Source organism: Mesorhizobium sp. M4B.F.Ca.ET.214.01.1.1 (genome assembly GCF_004791545.1).
Classification (GTDB): Bacteria; Pseudomonadota; Alphaproteobacteria; order Rhizobiales; family Rhizobiaceae; genus Mesorhizobium; species Mesorhizobium abyssinicae.
The window spans coordinates 101,303-124,942 of sequence record NZ_SRUX01000005.1 but is presented as its reverse complement, the minus strand read 5'-3'; the positions used below and the strand labels follow the sequence as shown (position 1 = coordinate 124,942).

Sequence of the window (23,640 nt, the reverse complement as noted above, 5' to 3'; positions counted from 1 at the left end):
CGAGAGTCGAAATTATAATACCGGCCCGGAGCGGCGACGGTGGCTCCCCAGCCGTTAAGAAACGCCGCAAGAATCCCTTTATGTTTTCGGCCTATTCGTCTGCCGATGCGTAGGTCGAGTTTTAGTAAAATTGTAGCCTTCACCGTGCTGCTGGCGTTGGCGCTTTCGGCCTGCGCGACGCCGCCGAGCCATATCAACGATGTCTGCGCCGTCTTCGACCAGAATGACGGCTGGTTCGACAACTGGCAGGCGGCGGCCGAGCGCGCCGAGCAGAAATATGGCGTGCCGGTGCCGGTGCTGATGGCGACGGTGCGCAAGGAATCCGGCTTCAAGAGCAATGCCAGGCCGCCGCGCACCAAGCTGCTTGGCTTCATCCCGTGGAAACACGTCTCGTCGGCCACGGGCTTCTCGCAGGCGCTCGACGGCACCTGGTCGCAGTACCAGAGCGAGACCGGCAACTGGGCGGCGCGCCGCACCCGCTTTGCCGACGCGGTCGACTTCGTCGGTTGGTATCATTCCAAGACCGCCGACACCTACGGCGTCGCCCGCACCGACACCTACAATCTTTATCTCGCCTATTATCTTGGCTGGACGGCTTACGGTCGCGGCAATCGCGGCGATGCCGGCGTGCAAAACTACGCCCGCGCCACCGACAAGATGGCGCAGGACTATGCGGCGCAGCTACGGCAATGTGGAAACTAGCCCCTTCCGGTATTAGTGCCGCCTTGTCGTATCTTTCGGCTTTTTAGCACCGGTTTCGGAAGTCTCGTCGCGCACTTTGTTGCGACGGGCTCGCATTCCAGCCTGGTCCTGCTCCACGGCCTCGCCGATCTGGTCCGCTTCGGGAGTCGACGATTTGCCACGTGGTCGGTTGGGCGCCGTTCCTGTCAAACCCGGCCCCGCGCCGTGCACATCTTCCGGCACGCCCTCATGCGCGGCGTGCTCCTTGTCGAACTTGATCACCTGATCCATCTTCGCCAGCACGTCATCGGCAAGCCAGCACAGGCTCATATGGCCGTCGCCGAGGTTCTTCACCGGCGGCACCTTGGTCTCGCATAGATTGTCCGGCACCAGCTTCTTGTAGCCGCAGCGCGTCTGGAACGGACAGCCGGTCGGCGGGTTCATCGCCGACGGAATGTCGCCCTCGAGCACGATGTGCTTCTTGACCACGCTGGTGTCGGCGATCGGGATCGCCGACAGCAGCGCCTCGGTATAGGGATGGTAGGGCGGCGAGAAGATCTGGTCGGTCGTCCCCTGCTCGACGATATAGCCGAGATACATGACGACGACGCGGTCGGCGATGTAGCGTACCACCGACAGATCGTGGCTGATGAACAGCATCGTCGTCTTGTTCTTGCGCTGGATGTCCATCAACAGCTCGGTCACCGCCGCCTGCACCGAGACGTCGAGCGCCGAGACCGGCTCGTCGGCCACCACCACCTTGGCATCGCCGGCAAAGGCGCGCGCCACGCCGATGCGCTGCTTTTGGCCGCCCGAAAGCTGGCGCGGCTTGCGGGTCTCGAAGGCCCGCGGCAGCTTCACCAGGTCGAGCAGCTCCAGCATCCGCTTGCGGCGTTCGGCCACCGTCTTGCCGACATTGAATTTCTCCAGCGTGCGGATGATCTGCGAACCGACCGAGTGGCTGGGGTTCAGCGTATCGAACGGGTTCTGGAACACCATCTGGATCGACGACACCGTCTCGACGTTGCGGCTCTCGATGCCGGTCGACTGGATCTCCTTGTTGCCGAGGGTCACGCTGCCGGAGCTCGCCGTCTCCAGCCCGAGCAGCACCTTGGCCAGCGTCGACTTTCCGCAGCCGGATTCGCCGACGATGGCCACCGTCTCGGATTCGCGCGCCTCGAAGGAGATCGTCTCGTTGGCCTTGACGACGCGGCCCTCGCTGGAGCCGAACACTTCGCTGCCGCCGACCCTGTAGTATTTCTTGAGGTCCTGGATCTTGAGCACGGGCGCGCCGGGCTCGACCTTCTCATTGACCTTCTTGGCGCCCGGTGGCAGCGCCTCCCAGTCGATCTCGTTGAAGCGCACGCAGCGCGAGAAATGGCCCTCATGGCCATCGACTGCGATCATCGGGATTTCGGCGGCGTTGCAGACGCCCTCGACGAAATGGTGGCAGCGCGGGCCGAAGTTGCAGCCCTTCGGCCGCTCGTGCGGCAACGGCAACTGGCCGGGGATCGAGATCAGCGGCCGGGAATTCTTGTCCGCGCCGGGCAGCGGGATCGAGCGGAACAACCCTTGCGTATAGGGGTGGCGCATCCGGTCGAACACGTCCTTGATCTTGCCGGTCTCCACCGCCTCGCCCGAATACATCACCGTGATCTTGTCGCAGGTCTCCAGGATGAGACCCAGATTGTGCGACACGAAGATCATCGAGGTGCCGAACTTCTCGCCCAGCCCCTTGACCAGGTCGACGATGCCCGCCTCCACCGTCACGTCGAGCGCCGTGGTCGGTTCGTCGAGCAGAAGCAGCGCCGGCTTCGACAACAGCGCCATGGCGATGACGATGCGCTGCTGCTGGCCGCCCGAGAGCTGGTGCGGGTAGGAGCGCATCATGCGCTCGGGATCCGGCAGCTTCACCGCGCGCACCATTTCCAGCGCTCTGCTGTAGGCCTCCTCCTTCGACACTTTGTCGTGGATCAGCGGCACTTCCATCAGCTGCTGGCCGATCTTCATCGCCGGGTTAAGGCTCGCCATCGGCTCCTGGTAGATCATGGCGATCTTGTTGCCGCGGATGGCGCGCAGCTCATCCTCGGACAACTCGCCCATGTCCTTGCCCTGGAACTTGATCTTGCCGCCGACGATCTTTCCGATGTTGGAGAGGTCGCGCATGATGCCGAGCGACACGGTCGACTTGCCGCAACCGGACTCGCCGACGATGCCCATCGCCTCGCCGGGCATGACCGTGCAGGAAAAGTCCATGACGGCCGGTATCTCGCCCTTGCGGGTGAAGAAGGAGATCGACAGGTTCTCGATCTCGATGATCGGCCCAGGGGTCGGCTTGCCGGGATTTCGAACTGCCTCGTTCATGGGTCGCTCCAATCCTTGGTCTCTCTAGTTGAGCATGATCTAGTCCGAAAACCGGGTAACACCTTTCGGGATCATGCTTGGGGCCCTTCGACCCCCGCCATCAATCCTTCATCGACTGTTCGCGCAGGGAATCGGCCAGAAGGTTCAGCCCCAGCACGAACGACATCAGCGCGATCGTCGGCGGCAGCGCTGGGTGGATGAAGGAGCGCAGCAGCCGGCTGGCGTCCTTGATCGCCGTGCCCCAGTCCGGGCTCTCTGGCGCCAACCCGAGGCCGAAATAGCCGAGCGTGCCGAGCAGGATCGTGGTGTAGCCGATGCGCAGGCAGGCATCGACGATCAGCGGCCCGCGTGCGTTGGGCAGGATTTCCCACAGCATGATGTACCACGGCGATTCACCGCGCGTCTGCGCCGCCGCCACATAGTCGCGCGTCTTGATATCCATGGTCAGTCCGCGCACGATGCGGAACACGCCGGGGCTGGAGGCGAACACCACCGCCACGAAGATGTTGAGCTGGTTGGGATCGATATGCACGATCTTCAGCGGATCGGCGTCGAAGACAAGGCCGGCATAGATCCAGCCGCCGATGACGAGCGTCAGCCCTAGCAGGATATAGAGGCGGTCGGGGCGGTTCTTGTAGCGGGTCCAGAACAAGACGCTGAAGAAGATGATCGGGAACAGGAAGAACAGCCCGGCCATCGCATAGGGGATCGGCGTGTCCATGATGCCGGGCGTCACCAGCAGGTAGAACAGCAGGATCACTGGGAAGGCGAGCACCAGATTGGCGAGGAAGGACAGGAATGTGTCGATCCTGCCGCCGTAGTACCCGGCCGGCAGGCCGAGCGTGATGCCGACCATCAGCGCGAAGCCGGTGGCCGCCGGCGCGATGATCAGCACGATCTGGCTGCCGAACACCATGCGCGAGAACACGTCGCGGGCGAGCTTGTCGCCGCCGAAATAGTAGATGAGTTTCGAGGTCGGCTCGATCGCGCCAGGCAGCGCGTCCTTCATCACCGGCACCTGCGCCAGCGGATCGAAGGGCGAGATGGTCGAAGCGAAGATCGCCGTGAACAGCCAGAACAGGCAGATGCCGACGCCGACGATGCCGACGCCGCTGTCGAAGAGCTGGCCGTAGAGGCCGAGCTTCTTTTTGTAGACGAAGCTCGCCCCCAGGACGATGGCGAGCGCTATCCAGACCGGCCAGAACCGCGAGATGACGCCGAGCACGACATTGAAGGCACTGATATATTCGAGCTGCATCCGCTTCGCCCCCTACTGAACTCTGATGCGCGGATTGAGAAACGCGTAGCCGACATCGGAGATGAGCTGCGTGATCAAGACGATGAACACCGAGACCAGCGAGCAGCCGAGCAGAAGGTCGATGTCGTTGTTGCCGGCAGCCTCCACCAGCGTGTAGCCGAAGCCCTGGTAGCGGAACATCACCTCGACGATGACGACGCCGGTGAGCAGCCAGGGGAATTGCAGCATGATGACGGTGAACGGCGCGATCAGCGCGTTGCGCAGCGCGTGCTTGACCACCACGCTGCCGAAGGAGAGGCCCTTGAGGCGGGCCGTGCGGATATATTGCTGCGTCATCACCTCGACCATCGAGGCGCGGGTCATGCGGGCAATGTAACCGATGCCGTAGATCGCCAGCGTCATCACAGGCAGCGTGAAATTATAGAAGGTGATGCCTTGGCTAGCCGAGGCGGCCGAGCCGTTCAGCCAGCCGAGCCAGGACGCGAAGATGACGGTGAAGATGACGCCGGAAACATATTCCGGCGTCGCCGTCGACGCGATCGAGGCGACCGACAGCGTGCGGTCGGTGCGCGAGCCCTCGCGCATGCCGGCCAGGATGCCGATCAAGAGCGAGATCGGCACCATCACCGCAAGCACGCATAACATCAGGATGCCGGTGGCGCTGAGCGCCGGGAACAGCTTCGAGGCCACGGTCGTCTTGAACTTGGTCGAACAGCCGAAATCGCCCTGCAGCACGCCGGAGAATGTCGGCTCGACCGGATCGTTGCAGAAGGCGAAACGCTGCGTCGGCTTGCCCGTCGCCGGGTCGGTCACCGGCTGCTTGGGCAGCACGCCCAGCCACTGGCCATAGCGGACGAAGAAATTCTGCCGGTAGCCGTGGTTGACCAGCCAGTCCTCGAGCTGCTCGGCAGATGTGTGCATTTCGGTCTGGCTGATCGCCAGCTTCTTCAGGTTCGGGTTGAGATTGATCAGGAAGAAGACGATCAGTGTCAGGCACAGCATCGTCAATGCCATCGTGCCAAGACGCCTGAGGATGAAAGAAAGCATGGCGGCCCCCTGCCGGTCTGGTTGGGGTTGGAGCCTGTCTGCGAACCAGATCGGCCTCTAGCGGCCGGGCTGCCTTTCAAACGGACCCTCGGATGCGATCAACCCTGTTTTTCGTTGCACGCCGTTGCCGGATGAATCCACGCCGTCTCAAGGCGCCGGCTTCCGGTTCCTGCATTGTGCGGGGAGTGAGGGGAAGGGGCAAGCCCCTTCCCCAATCGGTCCGATCACGCCTGGTCGAGCCAGACCTTGCCATAGTCGCGTTCGAAGGTCGGGTGCATCTTGTAGTTCTGCACCGCCTTGACCGAGTGGCTGTAGAGCTTGCGCCAGTAGGGCTGGATGATGACGCCGGAATCCTGCAGGATCTGCTCGATGTCCTTCATCATCTCCTTGCGCTTGGCGGCGTCGGCGACGGCCAGCGCGGCATTGAGCTTGGCATCCCAGTCGGCGTTCGCAAAGGCCGTCTCGTTCCACGCCTCGCCGGAGCGGTAGCCGATCGCGAGCACCTGGACGCCGAGCGGACGCATGTTCCAGTTGGTCATCGACAGCGGATACTTGGTCCAGTCGTTCCAGAAGGTCGAGCCCGGCAGCACCGTGCGCTTCACCTTGATGCCGGCGTCGCGCATCTGCGCGGCGATCGCATCGCCGGTGTTCTTGTGCCAGTCCTCGTCGACCGTGATCAGCTCATGCTCGAAGTCGGCCTGGCCGGCTTCCGCCAGCAGTGCCTTGGCCTTGGCCGGATCGCGCGCCACCTTTGCCAGCTCGAAGTATTCCGGATGGATCTGGCAGACGTGATGGTTCTCGGCGACCGTGCCCGCATTGCCGTAGCCGAGCTGGAGGACGACATTGTTGTCGACCGCGAGCTGCAGCGCGTTGCGGACCTTCTGGTTGTCGTAAGGCTTGTTGTTGACGTTGGTGCGGCAAACGATCGTCGACGCCGTCACAACTTCCGACTTCACCAGGTCCATGCCGTCGAGGATCGACACATAGTCGGCCGAGGTCTCGAAATTGGTGTGGACTTCGCCCGCCTCGAAGGCGCTGACCATGGCCGCCGGATCGGTGCCGTAGTCGATGAACTCGATGCCGTCGAGGAAGACTTCACCGTCCCACCACTTGTTGTCCTCGCGGCGCTTGTAGACCACCTTCTGGCCGACATCGTAGGACACGAGCTCGAACGGGCCGGTGCCGATCGGGCAGGCCTTGAAGTCGCCGCCCTTCTCGTCGAAGGTCTTGTGGACGATCAGGCCCGGATAGTCGCACATGTTCGGGATCAGGGCGATGTCGGGCTTGCCGAGCTTCAGCTTGATCGTCAGGTCGTCGACCTTGGTGACGGCGCTTTCGTCCAGCTTGTCGTCCTTGACCAGGGTGCCGAGACGGCCAGGCATCGAATTGCCTTCGGCCTTCTTGTCGGCCCAGCGCTTCAGGTTGAAGATGACGTCATCGGCGGTGAAGGCATCGCCGTTCGACCAGGTCACGCCCTTGCGCACATGCAGCGTGTATTCGGTGGCGTCGTCGTTCACGTCCCAGCTTTCCAGCAGATAGGGGCGGAACGTGTATTCGGTGGTGTACTTGACCAGCGGCTCGAGCGCCTGGCGCTCGGCATTGGCGATTTCCGACCAGTCGGACTTGCGCGGATCCTTCGGATCCTTGATCCACTGCGCGACCTTCAGCGTGCCGCCCTTCTTGCCCTGCACGTCCTCGGCCCTCGCCGGTGTCGGATCGGCGAGGCCGAGCATGCCGTAGGCCATCGCCGTGGTGGCGCCGAAGACGCTGGCGAGCGCCAGGAATTCGCGGCGGTCCACCTTGCCTGCCTTGGCTTCTTCGGCCATGGCCAGGATGAGATCCGGAACGCGGTCACCGTTAGATTTGTAGATTGCCATGATTAACTCCCATTGTTGGCTTTCCGCCTTGTAACATTCCGCATCCGGACCGTGATGTCAAAGACGGTCTGGACTGGGAACATGTTGGCGAATGTGCAACTTTGGAAGGAGGGCGGTTCGCGCGATAGCGACAGTCTTGACGCAAATTTGCTACTGCGTCGCAGATTTCATTCGAATATGCGCAAACGAATAAACTGAGACATTCAAGCGGCATAGGACAGCGCCAGCCGCCTGCTGCGATAGCGCCAAAGGCTGCCCTTCCTGCTCCCGCTTCAGTATTCGCGCTCGTAGAAGATGCCGCCCTTGGCTTCGCCGGCATCGGTGGCCTCGCCACGCAGCTTGACGCCGCGCCCGACATTGAGGTCGATCGCCGCCTTGCCGGAACCCGGCTTGTCGCCCTTCTGGATCGTCACATAGGTGCGGTCGTTGAGGTATTTGCCGGCCGAGACGGCGGTGCCGCCCTTCTCGTCGGTGGTCACGTCGAGGTCGTCGACGCCGATCGCGCTGCGCAGGTTCTCGAGCAGCGAGGTCGAGCCGCCGACGCCGGCCAGTTGCGCGGCGGCCTCCGCCAGCTGCGCGATCTGCAGCGGCGACAGGTTCGACATCGAGCGGCCGAAGATCAGCTGCGCCAGCACCTCGTCCTCCGGCAGCGCCGGAACCGAGGAGAAGGTGAATTTCGGGTTGGTCGCCTCGCCCGACACGACGATGGTGACGGTGGCGCTGCTCGTCGTCGTGGTCGCCGTCAGGTTGAGATAAGGCACCAGCGAACCGGAGAAGCCGACCGTGCCTTCGGTGAAGGTCAGCCGCTTGGCGAGGATCGACAGCCGCCCGCGCTGCAGGGTGAAGGTGCCGACCGCATGCGGCGAGGATGCCGGACCGGTCAGCTTGAGCGAGCCGCCAAGCTCGGCGTCGACGCCCCGCCCCTGGATGAAGATCTGGTTCGGCGCATTGACGGTGACGTCCAGGGCGAGGCCGCTGCCGCCTCCGCCGCCGCTCGTCGTCGCCGGGCGCAGCGCCTTGTCCTGCGCGCGCACCGCGGCCGGCGCGCCCTTGTGCTTGACGTTGAGCGCCGCCAGCGAGCCCGGCAGCTTCTCGGGAACGGTGATGACGGTCTTGGCCAGGTTGACGGTGCCCGCGACCACCGGCGCCGAGACGAGCGGCCCCTTGATGGTCAGGTCGCCACCGAGATTGGCGGTCACCACCCGGCCGTCCGTGTAGCGGCCGTCGGTGAGCTTGACCGAAAGATCGGCCGGGAACCCTTGCGCCGGATTGATGCCGACCGTGCCGCTGGCCGACAGGCTGCCGCGCGTCGACAGCGTGCCGGTCAGGCGATTGATCCTGGCCACGCCGGAGCCGATCGAGACGTCGGCGGCGATATCGTTGACGGCAAGGCCGGAGCGCGCGTCGACCAGCCGGGCGCCCGACGTGCTGACCGTGCCGCCGATGACCGGCGACGTCGCCGGGCCGCGCACCTGGACATTGACGTTGGCGGTGCCGCTCAGCGACAGGCCCTGCGCGGCGAGCTTGGCGGCAAGGAAGGAGAACGGCACCTTGCCGGAGAAGTCGAGCACCAGCGCCGGCGTTCCCGCCGTCGTCACCGAGCCGCCGCCCTTCAGGCCAAGCCCTGCGCCGTCGCTGATGTTGGCGTCGAAGGTGAGTTTCTTGCCGGCGAATGTTCCCGACGAGGAAATGTTCATGCCGCCGAGGCCGGCGCTCCGCGTCTGCGCGATCTGCACGCCGCCGGCGTCGATCTTGAAGGCAACCGACGGATTGCCCGGCGCGCCGGTCACCTTGACCGTGCCGGAGATGGAACCTGCAGCATCGAGGCCGCGCGAAAAACTGTTGGCGAGCGAAGCCGGCACCTTGGCCAGCGCTGCATTGATATCGAGCGCCTGTCCGACCTTGCCGGTCACAGTCGCTGTGCCGCCGCCGAGATTGAGCACCAGCCTGTCCAGGCTCGTCGTGCCGTTGGCGATACTGACCGTCGAGGCCTGCGCGATCGCCGCCTTGATGCCTTGCACGGTCGCCTGACCCGAGGCGAGCTCGATGGTCGTGGTGCCATTCGCCACCCTCACCCGCCCGGCGGCCTTGGCCGGAATATCCTTGACGGTGGCGCCGCCGGAAAAGCCGGTCCAGTCGCCGTCGCGCTTCAGGTCGACATTGATGCCGCTGACCACGGTGCCGCCCGAAGTGACGCTGTCGGCGCGGACCTTGCCGGAGATCGCCGGGGCGGCCAGGTAGTTGGCGACCAGCGCGTCGATCGCCACGTTGCGGGCGGAGAGATCGCCACGCGAAATTGCGGCGGTCGTCGCCTTGACGGTGACGTTGGGGCCGTTGGCCGTCTTGGTGAAGGCGATGGTGCCGCGCACGTCGCCTTCGGCCTTTTCCAGCGCCAGCGCCGCCAGCGGGCCGATATCGGGCAGGTCGAGCGCGATGGTGCCGGCGGGCACGAAGGCCTCGTCAAGCGCGAGGTCGCCGGAGATCCTGTTCTTGCCGAGCGACAGGAGCAGCCCGTTGATCGCGCTCTTGCCGTCGGTTGTCGCCAGCACCGCGCTGCCTTGCAGTGCCTGTCCGGCGACATTGCCGGTCAGTTGCACATTCGCGGCCGGGTTGGCGGCATCGGCCTTGCCGGTGGCGGTCAGCTTCAGCCCGGTGATCTCGCGCGCCGCTACCGAAAGCCGGTCGCTGTCCACCGTCAACGACAGGTCCGGCGCCAGGCTTGGCCCTTGCGCATTGAGCGCGAAGGCAATCGCGCCCTTGGCGTCCTTCGACAGCAGCGAGATATCGGCCAGCGCGCCCTTGATGTCGGCGCTGAGCTTGTTGTCGGCGAGGCTGGCTTGCCCGTCGGCCGTCAACGCGCCGGAGGCAAGCTTGACCGGACTGATGGTGACGCCGCCATGGGTATCACGCTTCAGCGTGGCGCTGAGCTGCGTCCGCTCGGCCAGCACGCCGCGCGCGGCCGCCGGCAAAGCCGCCGAGAGGGCGTCCGCCTTGAGGTTGAGGTCGATGGCGCCATCCGCGAACGACACCCGGCCGTTGAAGGCGCTGTCCAGCGCCGCGCCCTGCACCGAGCCGCTGTCGATCGTGATCGCGTCGGCGGCAAGGGTGCCGGCGACCTTGGCGGTGATCTTGCCCGCGATCAGCGGCGCGATCGTCGGATTGTCGAGCCCGATCGTCTCCACCGTCACCGTGCCGGAAATCGGTCCCGTGCGGCTCTTCACATCGAAGGCATCGGAATGCAGCGCCAGCGTGATGCCTTCCGACTTGGTGAAATTCGTCGTGACCGAAGGCAGCACGGCCGAGATGTCGAGCTTCGGCTGGGTGCCCTGCCCGGCCGCCTTCACCGACAGCGCCTGCAATCCAAGCTTGATCGGGCTTTCCGCACTCCCGAACGACAGCGGCAGGCTGGGACCCGTCGAGACAAGGTCGAGGGCGAAATCGCTGGCGCCGTTCGGATTGATGGTGCCGGAAGCCTTACCGGAAATCTTGTCGCCCGAAAGCGTCGCCTGATCGAGGACGATACCGCCCGCGGTGGTGAAGCTTCCCATCGCATTGAGGCTGAGCGGCCCAAGCCCCGCCTGGCGGGTCTGGCTGGTCTCGCCGCCGGTCAACTTGGCATTGAAGCGGACGTCCGGATTTGCCGCCGGGCCCGTGACTTCGGCCGTGCCGTCGAGCGTGCCCGCGGCGTCGAGGCCGGGCGAGAAATCGTTGGCAAGGGCGGCCGGCAGCGCCGAGACCGTGGCCGCGAGGTCGAGCGTCTGGCCAGCCTTGCCGGAAAGCGTCACCGAACCGCCACCAAGATCGAGCACCAGCCTTTCGATGCTGGTCACGCCATTGGCGATGGTGAGGTTCGACGACCCGGCGATCGCCGCCTTGATGCCGCGAACGGTGGCTTCGCCCGAGGCGATCTCGACATTGGTGGTGCCGTTCGCGATCTTGACCCGGCCGGCGGCGGTGGCCGGAATGCCGGCAATCGTGGCACCGCCGCTGAAATTGGTCCAGTCGCCGTCGCGCTTCAGGTCGACGCCGATGCCGCTGACGACGGTGGTCCCCGATGTCACGCTGTTGGCCTTGATCGTACCCGAGATCGCCGGGCTCTTGAGATAGTTGGCGATCAGCGCGTTGACCGTGATCGTCTTCGCCGCCACGTCGCCGCGCGCGATCGAGCCGCTGGCGGCGTTGATGGTGACGGTCGGCGCCTCGCCTTCCTTGGCGAGGACGATGGTGCCATTGATGTCGCCGGTCACCGTTTGACCGCCAAGCGCCGCCAGCGGCGCAATGTCTTGCACCGCCAGCGTCAGCGTTCCTTGCGGCAGCAAATGATCATCCAGCGCAAGGTCGCCGGAGATCTTGTTGTCGCCGAGCGCCAGGCTGAGCCCCTTAATCGAGCGTTTGCCCTCGCTGGTCACCAGCGACGCCCTTATGTCCAGCGCCTGCTCCTCGACGGCGCCGGTAAGCGCGATGTCGGCCTGGGGGCTGGCGATGTCGGCCTTGCCCTTCGCCGAAAGCTTGACGTCCTTCACCGTGCGCCCGGCCGCCGTCAGGCTGGCGCTGTCGGCCGAGACCGAAAAGTCCGGGGCAAAGCGCGGACCGCTCGCGGTCAGGGTGAAATTGATCCCGCCGGCGAGTGGCGTGCCGGCCAGCGGCGACAGCGTCGAGACGTCGCCCAGCGTTCCCTTGACGTCGGCCTGGATGTCCGAGCCTTGCGCGCTGGCGGTGCCGCTGGCGCTGAGCGAGCCGGAGGTCAGCGACAGCGAATTGGCGGCAAACGCCCCTTGCGGATCGCGGGTGGCGGCCGCCGAGAACGTGACGCGCTCGCCCAGCACCGAGCGGATCTGCGGCGGCAACGCGCTCGACACCGCGTCGGCATTCATCTTCAGCTTCATCGCCAGGTCGGTGAGCGAAACCGTGGCCGTCAGCGAGGCATTCAGCGCATCGCTGCGCAATGTGCCCTCGTCGAGGGAAATCTCCTGCTTGCTGATCTTGCCGGCGAGATCGGCGACGAGCTTGCCGGTCACCAGCGGCTCCAGTGTCGCCACGTCGGTCTTGAGGCCGCCGGCCGCGAGTTTGATGGATATCGGGCCGCTGCGATCCTCTATATCGAAGCCGTCGGAATGGATCGCGGCGGTGAGGTCGTTGAGCTGCGTGCCGCCCGCCGCCACCGACACCAGCGACGCGCCGATATCGACCATCGGCGCCTTGCCGTCGCCGAAGGCGCGGACGGTGGCGTTCCTGACCGCCACCGTGACCGGCTGCGCCTTGGTGCCGACGTCGAGCACCACGGGCTCGCCCTTGGCGGCGAATTCGACCGACAGGTCGCTGGCGCCCTTGGGATCGACGGAACCGGCGGCGGCGCTGTGCACGGAGCCGCTCTCGACGACCGCCCGCTCGATGTCGACGCCGCCGCTGGGGGTCGCGATGCCGGCAAGATCAAAGCTGGTCTTGCCGGCAAACAACGGCTTCAGCTTTTCGGGCAGGAAGCGCTCGAAATCGCCGTCGCCCTTGGCCTCCACCATATGGCCCTTGTCGGTGAGCTGGTGGCGTCCGGTGAGCTGGGTGACGATCTGGCCGTCGACGACGAAAGTGCCGATGCCGCTCCAGTTGGCCAGCGGTCCTGTGCCGGAGACGACGATCTCGACCGGCGGTTGGCCCGGCAGCTGGAGCAGATTGGCGATGATACCGCCGGCCGGCTCCGATGCCTTGAGATCGAGGTCGAGCTTGTTGTCGGCGGGGGCGAAATGCAGCTTGGCGTCGACATTGCCTTGCTTGCCGTCGTGGCGGATGACGTTGAGAACCGTATCGACCGAGAGCGGCGCGGCGTCGGCCTTGACGGATCCCTTGGCGGCAAGTTCGGCGATGCCGCTTCCAGCCAGCGCCTCGCCCAGCGCGATCTCCGGCAGGTCTATCTGCTTCACGTCGATCGAAACCGGCAGCGATGTCGTGCCGCTCTCCGCCGGCTGATTGCTTGCCACTGGCAGCCGCGCCAACTCGATCCGCCCGGCAGCGAGGCGCTCGGCGCTGAAATTCTTCGACAGCAGCGCCAGCGGCGACCAGTCGAGCGCCACCTTGCGCGCCACCAGCCAGGGCCCGCCGCGGTCTTCGACCACGACGTGGTCGAGCCTGAGCGCGCCGGACCAGATGCCGTCTATGCCGCTGACGGTGACTTTGCGCTCGTCGCTCGACGCCAGATTCGAGATCATGCCGGCGAGATTGTCGCGCCCGCGCTCGGTCTTGGTCAGCACGACCAGCGCGCCGACCACCGCCGCCACCACGACGAGCAGCGTGTAGAGAACAATGCGAAGGATGCGCCGGAACGTCTTCATCAGAAGGCCTGACCGATGCCGGCATAGATGCCGAAATGCGGGTCGCCCGGACCGCGGTTGAGCGGCACCGCCGCATCGACACGCAGCGGCCCGAACGGTGTAAGATAGCGCACGCCGACGCCGGCGCCGACCTTCATACCGGAAAAGTCCGGAAACGACTTCGTCGAAACGGTGCCGGCGTCGACGAACGGCACGATGCCGATCGTGTCGGTGACGGCGATGCGCATCTCGACCGAAGTCTCGAAGAATGACAGCCCGCCGATCGGCTGTCCGTCGATGTCCTTGGGGCCGATGCCCTGATAGGCATAGCCGCGCACCGAGCCGCCGCCGCCGGAATAGAAGCGCCGGTCGGCCGGAACGTTTTGCAGGCCGGTGCCGACGATGGAACCGATGGTGGCGCGTTCGGCGAGAACGAATTTGCTCGCCGTGTCGAGCGACTGATAGGCCGACCCTTCGCCCTTCAGTTTGAGGAACGTCGCGCCGTTCAATAGGTCGTAGCTGGGCTCGGCATAGGCCAGCACGCGGAAGCCGCTGGTCGGGTTGAGCCGGTTGTCCCTGCCGTCATAGACATATTGCAAGGGAACGCTGGCGATCAGATAGGTGTGCTTGCCGAAGGTGTCGGTGATCCGTGAATAGTCGAGGGCGAATTCCGCCGATACCCTCTGCTTCTTGTCCAGGTCATAGGAGACGCCCATGTTGCCCTTGACCGAGAAATGGTCGTAGGCGTCGGGATGCTCGAACACCGTCTTCACGCCAGTGAAGAATTTCGATGACGGCCCGAGCACGCCCGGTTTCTCGAACATGATGCCGGCATTGTAGTTGAGCTCGCCGAGATCGTTGCTGCCGATGCCGCTGATGGCGCCCTCGATGCGCAGCTTTTCGGCGCGGCCAAACAGGTTGCGGTGGCCCCAATAGCCCTCCAACCCAAGCCCTTCCGTGTTGGAGACGGTGCCGCCAAGCCCGAAATAACGCGGTTTGCGCTCGCTGACCTGGACGTTGATCGGGATATTGCCCTCGGCGTCGAGGCTTTCGCCTTCCTTCATCGTCACGCTGTTGAACACTTCCAGCCCGAGCAGCCGGTCGCGCGCGTCGTCGATCTCGTCGGGCGAATATTGGCGGCCGCGCTTCAGCCCGGTCATGTATTCGGTGAAGTCGCGATCGACCTTCTCGGTGCCTTCGACCGTCGTGTCGCCATAGCCGGCGACCGGGCCGGCCGCGACCGTCAGCGTCACGTCGAGCGTCGAGGTGGCGTGCTCGGCGACGATCTGGCGGTCCGTGATCGTCGCCAGCGGCCGCCCCTCCTGCTTGAGTGCCCGCACGATCAGCGCTTCGGCCTTGAGCACGGCGCCCGACCCGGCATCGCCGCCGGCGATCAGGCCGAAATCGGCGCTGGCGAGCCCCGCGGCGTCACCTTCGAGCCTGATGTTGCCGAGCGTGAATTTCGGCCCGGCGACGATGGAAATGGCCACCGGGATCGGTTGCGGCCCCTTGAACTCGGCGTCGGGCGGCAGGTCGTCGAGCGGCTTGCCTTCGATGGTTATGGTGACGACGCCTTCGTAGCGGGCGTCGGCATAGAGGGCGGCGACCAGCCCCTCGCGGTCAGCCCGCGCCTTGGCCAGCAGGCCGAGCGAGCCGGAGACCGGGCGCTCCTCGTCCGCCTTCAGCGTCGAGGCATTTTCCAGATTCTTGACCAAGTCCTTGTCCGCATCGGGCGCCTCGATGGTCACGGAATAGCGCAGCGGATCGACAATATCGGCGTCTTCGTCGCTGGCAGAGCCCCAGAGCTTGATGCCGAAGAACTCGAAGGCCGTCGCCGGCCGCGATTCGACAATGAAAACAGCAGAGCAAAGCGCGGCCAGAAGCAGGGCGCGCGGAAGCCCGCGCCCTGGCGCGATCCCCCCTGACATCTGCTTTTCATGCGCCGGCATTAAGACAACCTAGTCGACAAAACTAAAATTGGAATGAAGTTCTGAAACGCTCGTAAAGGGGCCACAATCCAATTGTCTGAAATAGACAGGGCTTGGAATTCACACCTTTTGCGTCTTCGCAAGATTGCGTGATCCCTTGTCCTATGGAGGTTCTGTCGAAATACCGGCCTTTGGCCGGCATGGAAACCGTTGGCGGGTGCAAACCTGCCGAGCTCCGGCGTTGACAAGCTCGACTGAAGCTTGATCATGCCGGAACGCTGGCGATGTCTGGAGGGTGATGTGGCAATGCGCGCGGCTCGTGGTATCTCGTTCCTGGTCCTTCTCTTTTTCGCCTTCAGCGGCGTCGCGCAAGCGGCGGAAGCCCGGCGGATCGTGACGACGGACAATTCCGACTATTTCGGGTTCGACCTCAGGTCCGACCAGAATGTCAGCCTCGACCAATGCAAGACGACATGTCTCGGCGACCCCGCCTGCCGCGCCTTCACCTACAACACCAAGGCCAAATGGTGCTTTCTCAAATCCGACTATAACCAGCTTAAACCCTTCAACGGCGCCATTGCCGGCAAGGTCGCCAATGTCGATGGCGATCCCGATATCGGCGCACCGCCGGAACTGGCCTTTTTCCCCAGCTGGATGGCCGACCAGGCGCAGCAGTACCGCAACAAGCTGACCGATCCGGCCTATGACAAGCCGACCGAAGGGCTGGCGGCGCTGCAGGCCGCGGCCGAGCAGGCGCAGCTTACCGGCGACCATCGCCTGGCCATGCAGAAATACGAGGCCGCGGCTACGGTGCTGCCCGATGACGGCCATCTGTGGCTCGAGCTGGCGCGCGAGACGCTTGCCGTGCAGCCGGCCTCCAACACCTCCGAATCGTCGACCTTGCCGACAAACGGCACGTCCGCCGCCTTCAACGCCTACAAGCTGCTGCGCACCACCAAGACGCGCGCCGAAGCGCTCGCGCTGCTCGGCGCCGGTCTCGACCGCCGCGATCTCTACCGGCCGTCGCTGCAGGCTTATGAAGCAAGCCTCGCGCTGGTCAGCTCACCGTCGGTGCAGGCCGATTATGCCGACCTCAAGGCCCGCAAGGGCTTCCGCGTCATCGATCACACCGTCGATGCCGACACCAGCGCGCCGCGCATCTGCGCGCAATTCTCCGAGGATCTGGTCAAGACCGGGGTCGACTATTCGCAGTTCGTCACCGTCGACAACGCCGCCCCCAAGGGCGTCGAAGCCAAGGACAAGCAGATCTGCGTCGAAGGGCTGGAGCATGGCCAGCACTATGAGGTGACCTTCCGCGCCGGCCTGCCGGCCGCTATCGGCGAGGTGACCAGCGCGCCTGTGGTGCTGTCGATCTATGTCCAGGATCGCGCGCCTTCCGCCCGCTTCACCGGCGACAGCTTCGTGCTGCCGGCGGGCGCGCGCCGCGGCATACCGGTCGTCACCGTCAACATGAACGCCGCCAAGATGAAGCTTTACCGCATCGGCGACCGTTCGCTGGCGCAGCTTCTGTCCGGCTACCAGTTCCTGAAGCAGCTCGACGGCTACGATCTTTCCAACATTTCCGACCAGATGGGTTCGCCGGTCTGGGAAGGCCAGCTCGACATCGCCAACGACCTCAACAAGGAGGTCACCACCTCCTTCCCGGTCGACGAGGCGCTGCCGCAGCGCAAGCCCGGCGTCTATGTGCTGACCGCCCAGGCTGTCGACGACCACAGCGATGAGTATGATTCGCGTGCGACGCAGTGGTTCGTCGTCTCCGACATTGGGCTCTCCACCTATACCGGCCAGGACGGGCTGAACGTCTTTGCCCGTTCGCTTGGAAGCGCCAAGCCGATCGCCGGCGCCGAACTGACGCTGCTCGCGCGCAACAACGAGATCCTCGGCACCGCCACCACCGACGCCGAGGGCCGCGCCGTCTTCAATCCCGGCCTCACGCGCGGTGAAGGCGGCATGGTGCCGGCCGTGCTGATGGCCAAGCAGGGCGACAACGACTTCGTCTTCCTCGACATGGGCCGGGCCGGCTTCGACCTGTCCGACCGTGGCGTCACCGGACGTCCGTCGCCCGGCGCGCTCGACGTCTATGCCTGGACCGAGCGCGGCATCTACCGCGTCGGCGAGGACGTGCATGTCGCGGCCCTTGCCCGCGACGGCGCCGCCAAGGCGGTCGAGAACCTGCCGCTGACCTTCATCTTCACCCGCCCCGACGGCGTCGAGGACCGCCGCATCGTCAGCGACGGCGCCTCCGCCGGCGGCCATGCCGTCGACCTGCCGCTCGAGCCCAACGCCATGCGCGGCACCTGGACGGTGTCGATCCATACCGATCCCAAGCAGGCGGCCGTCGCCAGCCAGATGTTCCTGGTCGAAGACTTCGTGCCGGATCGCATCGAGTTCGACCTCTCCGCCGACAAGAAGGAGATCGCGCAGGGCGAAACCGCCAACGTCACCGTCGACGGCCGCTTCCTTTATGGCGCGCCGGCCGCCGGACTGGCGCTCGAAGGCGAATTGACGCTGTCGACCGCCCGCGACTGGGACCGCTTCAAGGGCTATTCCTTCGGCCTCGCCGACGAGCAGTCGGCCGCACCTTCGGTGACGCCGCTCGCCGGCCTGCCCGTGGTCGGCGACGATGGCAAGGCGACCTTCCCGGTCGCCGTCGACCAGCTGCCCTCGACCACCAAGCTGGTCGACGCCAAGGTCACCGTCCGCATGCGTGAAACCGGCGGCCGCGCCGTCGAGCGCTCGCTCAACATCGGCATCCGCCCGCAGGGCCACATGATCGGCATCCGTCCGGATTTCGAGAACGACGAGGTGCCGCAGGGCGGCACGGCGAAGTTCAGCCTGATCGCCGTCGACCCCGACGGCAAGCGCGAGGCGCTGAAGGGCGCGCTGTGGTCGCTTGTAAAGGTCGAGCGCAATTACCAGTGGTACCGCTCAAACAACTCATGGAATTACGAGCCGGTCACCTTCACCAAATCGGTGGCCAACGGTCAGGTCGATCTTGCCGCCGATGGCGAGGCGACCGTGTCGCTGCCGGTCGACTGGGGCCGCTACCGGCTCGAGGTCGAGACGGCTGATCCCGAGGGTCCCGCGACCAGCTACGAATTCGATGGCGGCTGGTATGTCAGTTCCACCACCACCGAAACGCCCGACGGCCTCGAGGTCGCCCTCGACAAGGACACCTACGCCGCCGGCGAAGTGGCCAAGCTCAAGGTCTCGCCGCATTTTGCCGGCGAATTGCTGGTCACCATCGGCGCCGACAAATTGCTGAAGACCGTCACCGCAAGCGTGCCGGCCGGCGGCGGCACCGTCGACATCCCGGTCGGCGACGACTGGGGCGCCGGCGCCTATGTCACGGCGACGCTGTTCCGGCCGGGCGACGCGCAGGAGACGCGCATGCCGGCCCGCGCCATCGGCGTGAAATGGCTGACGGTCGACCCGGGCTCGAAGAAGCTCGCCGTCACCTTGACGCCGCCCGAGAAGGCAATGCCGCGCCAGCAACTGTCGATCCCGGTCGCGGTGGCGGGCGTCCAGCCTGGCAGCAATGCCTATGTGATGGTTGCCGCCGTCGATGTCGGCATCCTCAACCTGACCAACTACAAGGCGCCCGATCCGGAAAACTGGTTCTTCGGCCAGCGCATGCTGGGGCTTGAGATCCGCGACCTCTACGGCCGCCTGATCGACGGCTCGCTCGGCACCACCGGCAAGCTGCGCACCGGCGGCGACGGCGCCGCCTTGCAGGCGCAGGGCAGCCCGCCGACCGAAAAGCTGGTCGCCTTCTTCTCCGGTCCCGTCCAGCTCGACGCCGACGGCAAGGCCAGGATCGATTTCGACATCCCGCAGTTCAACGGCACCGTGCGCGTCATGACTGTTGCCTGGACCAGGGAAGCGGTCGGCCACGCTCAGGCCGATGTTATCGTGCGCGATCCAGTGGTCATCACCGCCGGCCTGCCGCGCTTCCTGGCGCCCGGCGACAACGCTGTCATGCGCCTTGACGTCGCCGATACCGACGGCCCGGCCGGCGACTACGCGCTGTCGATCGACACGACAGGCGACCTGTCGACCGGCGACAAGCCGCTGCCGGAGAAACTGACGCTTGCCCTGGGCAAGCGCCAGACGCTGACCGTGCCGCTGGTTGCCAAAACCGCCGGCAACGCCTCGATCACCGTCAAGCTCGCTCATGCCGACGGCACCGAGGTCGAGCAGACGCTCTATGTGCCGGTGCGGCCGGCGCAATTGCCGGTCACCACCCGGCTGGTGGTCGACCTCAAGCCCAATGTCGGCGCCTTGCGCGTCGACAAGGAACTGCTGGCGGCAAGCTTGCTCGACGGCGCTTCGGTCAGCGTCGGCGTTTCGCAGGCGGCCGCCTTCGACGTGCCGTCGCTGCTTATGACGCTCGACCGCTACCCCTATGGCTGCGCCGAGCAGACGACCAGCCGCGCCCTGCCGCTGCTCTATGTCAATGAGTTGGCTTCGGGCATCGGCATGGCCAGCGATCCGGACCTGCATGGCCGCATCCAGGATGCCATCTACAAGGTGCTAAGCTACCAGGCCTCGGCCGGCAGCTTCGGCCTGTGGGGTCCCGGCTCCGGCGATCTCTGGCTCGACGCCTATGTCAGCGACTTCCTGACCCGGGCGCGCGAGCAGAAATACGACGTGCCGGCGCTGGCGATGAACCAGGCGCTGAGCAACCTGCAGAACTCGCTCGGCTATGACCAGGACGTCCAGGACCGCGGCAGCGAGATCGCCTACGCGCTCTATGTGCTTGCCCGCAACAAGAAGGCTTCGATCGGCGATCTGCGATATTACGCCGACACCCAGCTCGAAGCCTTCACCAGCCCGATGGCCGTCGCGCAGCTTGCGGCGAGCCTTGCGCTCTATGGCGACGCGCAGCGCTCGGAAGCTACCTTCCAGACCGCGCTGCGTCTGGCTCAGGCGAGCACCGAGTACGACTACTACCGCTCCGACTATGGCTCGCCGCTCCGCGACGGTGCGGCGATCCTGGCGCTGGCCGCCGAATCGAAGCCGGTGCCAACCATCGTGCCGGCGCTGATCAAGCTGGTGGCCAGGGCGCGCGCCGATGCCCGCTGGACGAGCACGCAGGACGAGTCCTGGATGCTCCTGGCGGCGCGGGCGCTGAAGGAGGGCAATGATTCCATCACGCTCTCCGTCAACGGCGCGCCGCATGCCGGTGGCTATTCCGACCGCTTCAGCGGCAGCGACATCGCCGACAGCCCGCTCACCATCGCCAACACCGGCAAGACGCCGCTGCAGGCGGTGGTCACCACGGTGGCCTCGCCGGTCGAGACGCTGCCGGCCGACGGCGACGGCTTCACCATCGACCGCACCTACTACAGGCTCGATGGCACCGAGGCCAACGTCACCGAGGTCAAGCAGAACGAACGCTATGTCGTCGTGCTCAAGGTCTACGAGCAGAACAGCTGGCCCTCGCGGCTGCTGATCACCGACCTGCTGCCGGCCGGCTTCGAGATCGACAATCCTGGCCTGGTGTCCAGCGCCCAGCTGTCGAACTTCTCCTGGCTGGCGCAGACCGACGCCGCTCATCTAGAGTTCCGCGACGACCGCTTCGTCGCGGCCTTCAACCCGAACGATGGCGACGGCGACCGCAACATCACGCTGGCCTACGTCGTGCGCGCGGTAACGCCCGGCACCTATGCCCATCCGGCGGCAACGGTGGAGGATATGTACCGGCCGCAATATTCGGCCCGCACCGCCACTGGCATGATGGAGGTCAAGGCGCCGTAAGGTGCTACAGACGAACATGAACAGGACGACGGCGCTGCCCCTCATCCGCCTGCCGGCACCTTTTCCCCGTATAGTGACGGGGAGAAGGGAACTGTCGCAATCGTCGGCGCCCGTTCTGCAGCGTTGGAAATTGGCGAAAGCCTCTGCGCAGGCTCCTTTCTCCCCGTCTCTATACGGGGAGAAATGCCCGGCAGGGCAATGAGGGGCGGCGCCACGCTCTCAAATAAATTCCTGCGCCGAGCCGGCATCGCCGCTGCCGCTGGCGCCGGGCTCCTCGCCATTTCCACAGCCACCCTCTGGCAGCTCGACCGCGCCTATCCGCCGCCGCTGCCAGAAAAACTGGCGGTCTCCACCGAGGTGCAGGACCGCGACGGCCAGTTGCTGCGCGCCTTCGCCACGCCCGACGGCTACTGGCGTCTCGAAACCCGTCTCGACCAGGTCGACAAGCAGTTCGTCGACATGCTGGTCGCCTATGAGGACAAGCGCTTCTGGGACCATGACGGTGTCGATGTGCTGGCCCTATGCCGGGCCGCCGGCCAGTTCGTCAGCAACGGCCACATCGTCTCCGGCGGCTCGACCCTGTCGATGCAGCTCGCCCGGCTGATCGAGCCGCGCGACAGCCGCAGCCTCGGCTCCAAGATCAAGCAGATGCTGCGCGCCATCCAGATCGAGCGGCGACTTTCCAAACGCGAGATCCTCGAACGCTATCTGACGCTGGCCCCCTATGGTGGCAATCTCGAAGGCGTTCGCGCCGCCTCTCTCGCCTATTTCGGCAAGGAGCCGAAGCGGCTGACGGTCTCGGAAGCCGCTTTGCTCGTCGCCCTGCCGCAACTGCCGGAGAGGCGGCGGCCCGACCGCAACCTCGACATCGCGCATGCCGCGCGCGACCGCGTGCTGACGCGCATGGTTTCCGCCGGCCTGCTCGGCGACCGGGAAGCCGCGCGCGCTGCGCTGGACGATGTCTCCGGCCTGCGCCGCAAGCTGCCGGCACTCGCCGCCCATGCCGCCTATGCCATGCTTCCCAAGGCCGTGCCCGGCAAGCCGCTGCAACTCACCATCCGCAGGAGCGTCCAGCAAGGACTGGAACAGGTGGCGAAGGAAGCCGCCGCCCGGCTCGGCCCAAGACTGTCCGTCGCCATGGTGCTGGGCGATGCCCGCACCGGCGACATCCTCGGCGAGGTCGGCTCGGCCGATTTCTTCGACGCCAGCCGCTCCGGCTGGATCGACATGACCAGGATCGTCCGCTCGCCGGGGTCGACGCTGAAACCGTTCATCTACGGGCTCGCCTTCGAGCAGGGCCTGGTCGCACAGGAGACCATCATCGAGGACAGCCCGGCGGATTTCGCCGGCTACCGGCCGAAGAATTTCGACATGGGCTATCAGGGCGACGTCAGCATCAGGCAGGCGCTGCAGCTCTCGCTCAACGTGCCGGCGATCCGGGTGCTCGACGCGGTCGGACCGGCCAGGCTGACGGCGCGCTTCCGCCAGGCCGGCGTCAACCCGGTGCTGCCGGTCAACGAGGCGCCGGGCCTGGCGATCGGCCTCGGCGGCGTCGGTGTGACCTTGCGCGATCTCGTCCAACTCTATACGGGCCTCGCCAATGGCGGCAAGGCGCACACGCTGCATGACGGCACCGAGCCGGCCAACGCCGAACGCACCACCGCAACCATCCTCGACGACCAGGCCAACTGGCAGATCACCGACATATTGTCGGGCGTGAAGCCGCCGGAGGGCGCTTTGCAGCGCGGCATCGCCTACAAGACCGGCACCTCCTATGGCTACCGCGACGCCTGGTCGGTCGGTTTCGACGGCCGCTATGTGCTGGGCGTCTGGGTCGGCCGCGCCGATGCCGGCGCCGTGCCTGGTCTGTCCGGATACGTCTCGGCCGCGCCGATCCTGTTCGAGGGCTTCGTCCGCTCCGGCCTCGCCACCGTTCCGCTTCCCGGCCAGCCGGCCGGCGTCCGCCGCCCGAAACGCGACGAGTTGCCGGTGACGCTGGCGCGCTTCGGCGCCGGATCGGACGGGCTGGTGCAGGCAACGCCGGCCGAGCCCGCGCCGACGATCGTCTTTCCGCCCGACGGCGCGCGCGTCGACCTCGCCGCCAATTCGGCCGACGCCTCGCCGCTGGTGCTGAAGCTGCAGGGCGGCCGCGCGCCCTTCCGCTGGCTGGCCAACGGCAAGCCGTTGTCCGGCATCGACCGGCGCCGCACCGCCACCTGGCTGCCCGACGGCGCCGGCTATTCGACGCTCACCGTGATCGACGCCGCCGGCCGCGCGGCAAGCGTGAAGGTTTTCGTTGAATAGGATGCCGCAACCGATTCAGCGGATTGCGCTTCTTGGCCTGATGTCTGGCGCGAGGCCCCCCTCTCTGGCCTGCCGGCCATCTCTTCCTCAAGGGGGGA

General features: G+C 65.7%; 9 protein-coding genes. 3 read left to right on the top strand and 6 right to left on the bottom strand.

Annotation, left to right across the window (positions count from 1 at the left end; translation table 11 throughout):
- The first annotated feature begins 105 nt into the window (after positions 1 to 105).
- A complete protein-coding gene (locus tag EN857_RS12165; protein WP_127391208.1) occupies positions 106 to 702 on the top strand; it encodes a transglycosylase SLT domain-containing protein in 597 nt (198 codons plus the stop codon).
- Between the two features lie 12 nt (positions 703 to 714).
- Here the strand turns inward: EN857_RS12165 and EN857_RS12160 are convergent, their stop codons facing one another.
- The 6 genes from EN857_RS12160 to EN857_RS12135 all read right to left on the bottom strand — a co-directional run bounded on the left by EN857_RS12160 (position 715) and on the right by EN857_RS12135 (position 15,478).
- The gene (locus EN857_RS12160) at positions 715 to 3,045 is read right to left on the bottom strand and encodes an ABC transporter ATP-binding protein (protein WP_127391207.1); all 2,331 of its coding nucleotides are present in this window, start codon (positions 3,043 to 3,045) and stop codon (positions 715 to 717) included.
- 100 nt (positions 3,046 to 3,145) lie between these two features.
- Positions 3,146 to 4,303, bottom strand: coding sequence for an ABC transporter permease (locus EN857_RS12155; RefSeq protein WP_127284821.1), 1,158 nt, complete (start codon positions 4,301 to 4,303; stop codon positions 3,146 to 3,148).
- Positions 4,304 to 4,315: 12 nt separating this feature from the next.
- Positions 4,316 to 5,350, bottom strand: coding sequence for an ABC transporter permease (locus EN857_RS12150; protein ID WP_127311412.1), 1,035 nt, complete (start codon positions 5,348 to 5,350; stop codon positions 4,316 to 4,318).
- 224 nt (positions 5,351 to 5,574) lie between these two features.
- The gene (locus EN857_RS12145; protein ID WP_127391206.1) at positions 5,575 to 7,227 is read right to left on the bottom strand and encodes an ABC transporter substrate-binding protein; all 1,653 of its coding nucleotides are present in this window, start codon (positions 7,225 to 7,227) and stop codon (positions 5,575 to 5,577) included.
- Positions 7,228 to 7,499: 272 nt separating this feature from the next.
- Positions 7,500 to 13,550: a translocation/assembly module TamB domain-containing protein gene (locus EN857_RS12140; protein ID WP_135858675.1), complete on the bottom strand. Its 6,051-nt coding sequence runs from the start codon at positions 13,548 to 13,550 to the stop codon at positions 7,500 to 7,502.
- Positions 13,550 to 15,478, bottom strand: coding sequence for an autotransporter assembly complex family protein (locus tag EN857_RS12135; RefSeq protein ID WP_135858673.1), 1,929 nt, complete (start codon positions 15,476 to 15,478; stop codon positions 13,550 to 13,552). Before EN857_RS12135 ends, EN857_RS12140 begins: the two co-directional genes overlap by 1 nt.
- 279 nt (positions 15,479 to 15,757) lie before the next feature.
- On the opposite strand from EN857_RS12135, the gene EN857_RS12130 reads away from it, so the two are divergent.
- Both EN857_RS12130 and pbpC read left to right on the top strand, forming a co-directional pair.
- Positions 15,758 to 21,238, top strand: a complete 5,481-nt coding sequence (locus EN857_RS12130) for an alpha-2-macroglobulin family protein (RefSeq protein WP_135858671.1) — start codon at positions 15,758 to 15,760, stop codon at positions 21,236 to 21,238.
- A 198-nt stretch (positions 21,239 to 21,436) separates the two neighbouring features.
- Positions 21,437 to 23,542: a penicillin-binding protein 1C gene (gene pbpC / locus EN857_RS12120; protein ID WP_189521644.1), complete on the top strand. Its 2,106-nt coding sequence runs from the start codon at positions 21,437 to 21,439 to the stop codon at positions 23,540 to 23,542.
- The last annotated feature ends 98 nt before the right edge of the window (positions 23,543 to 23,640 follow it).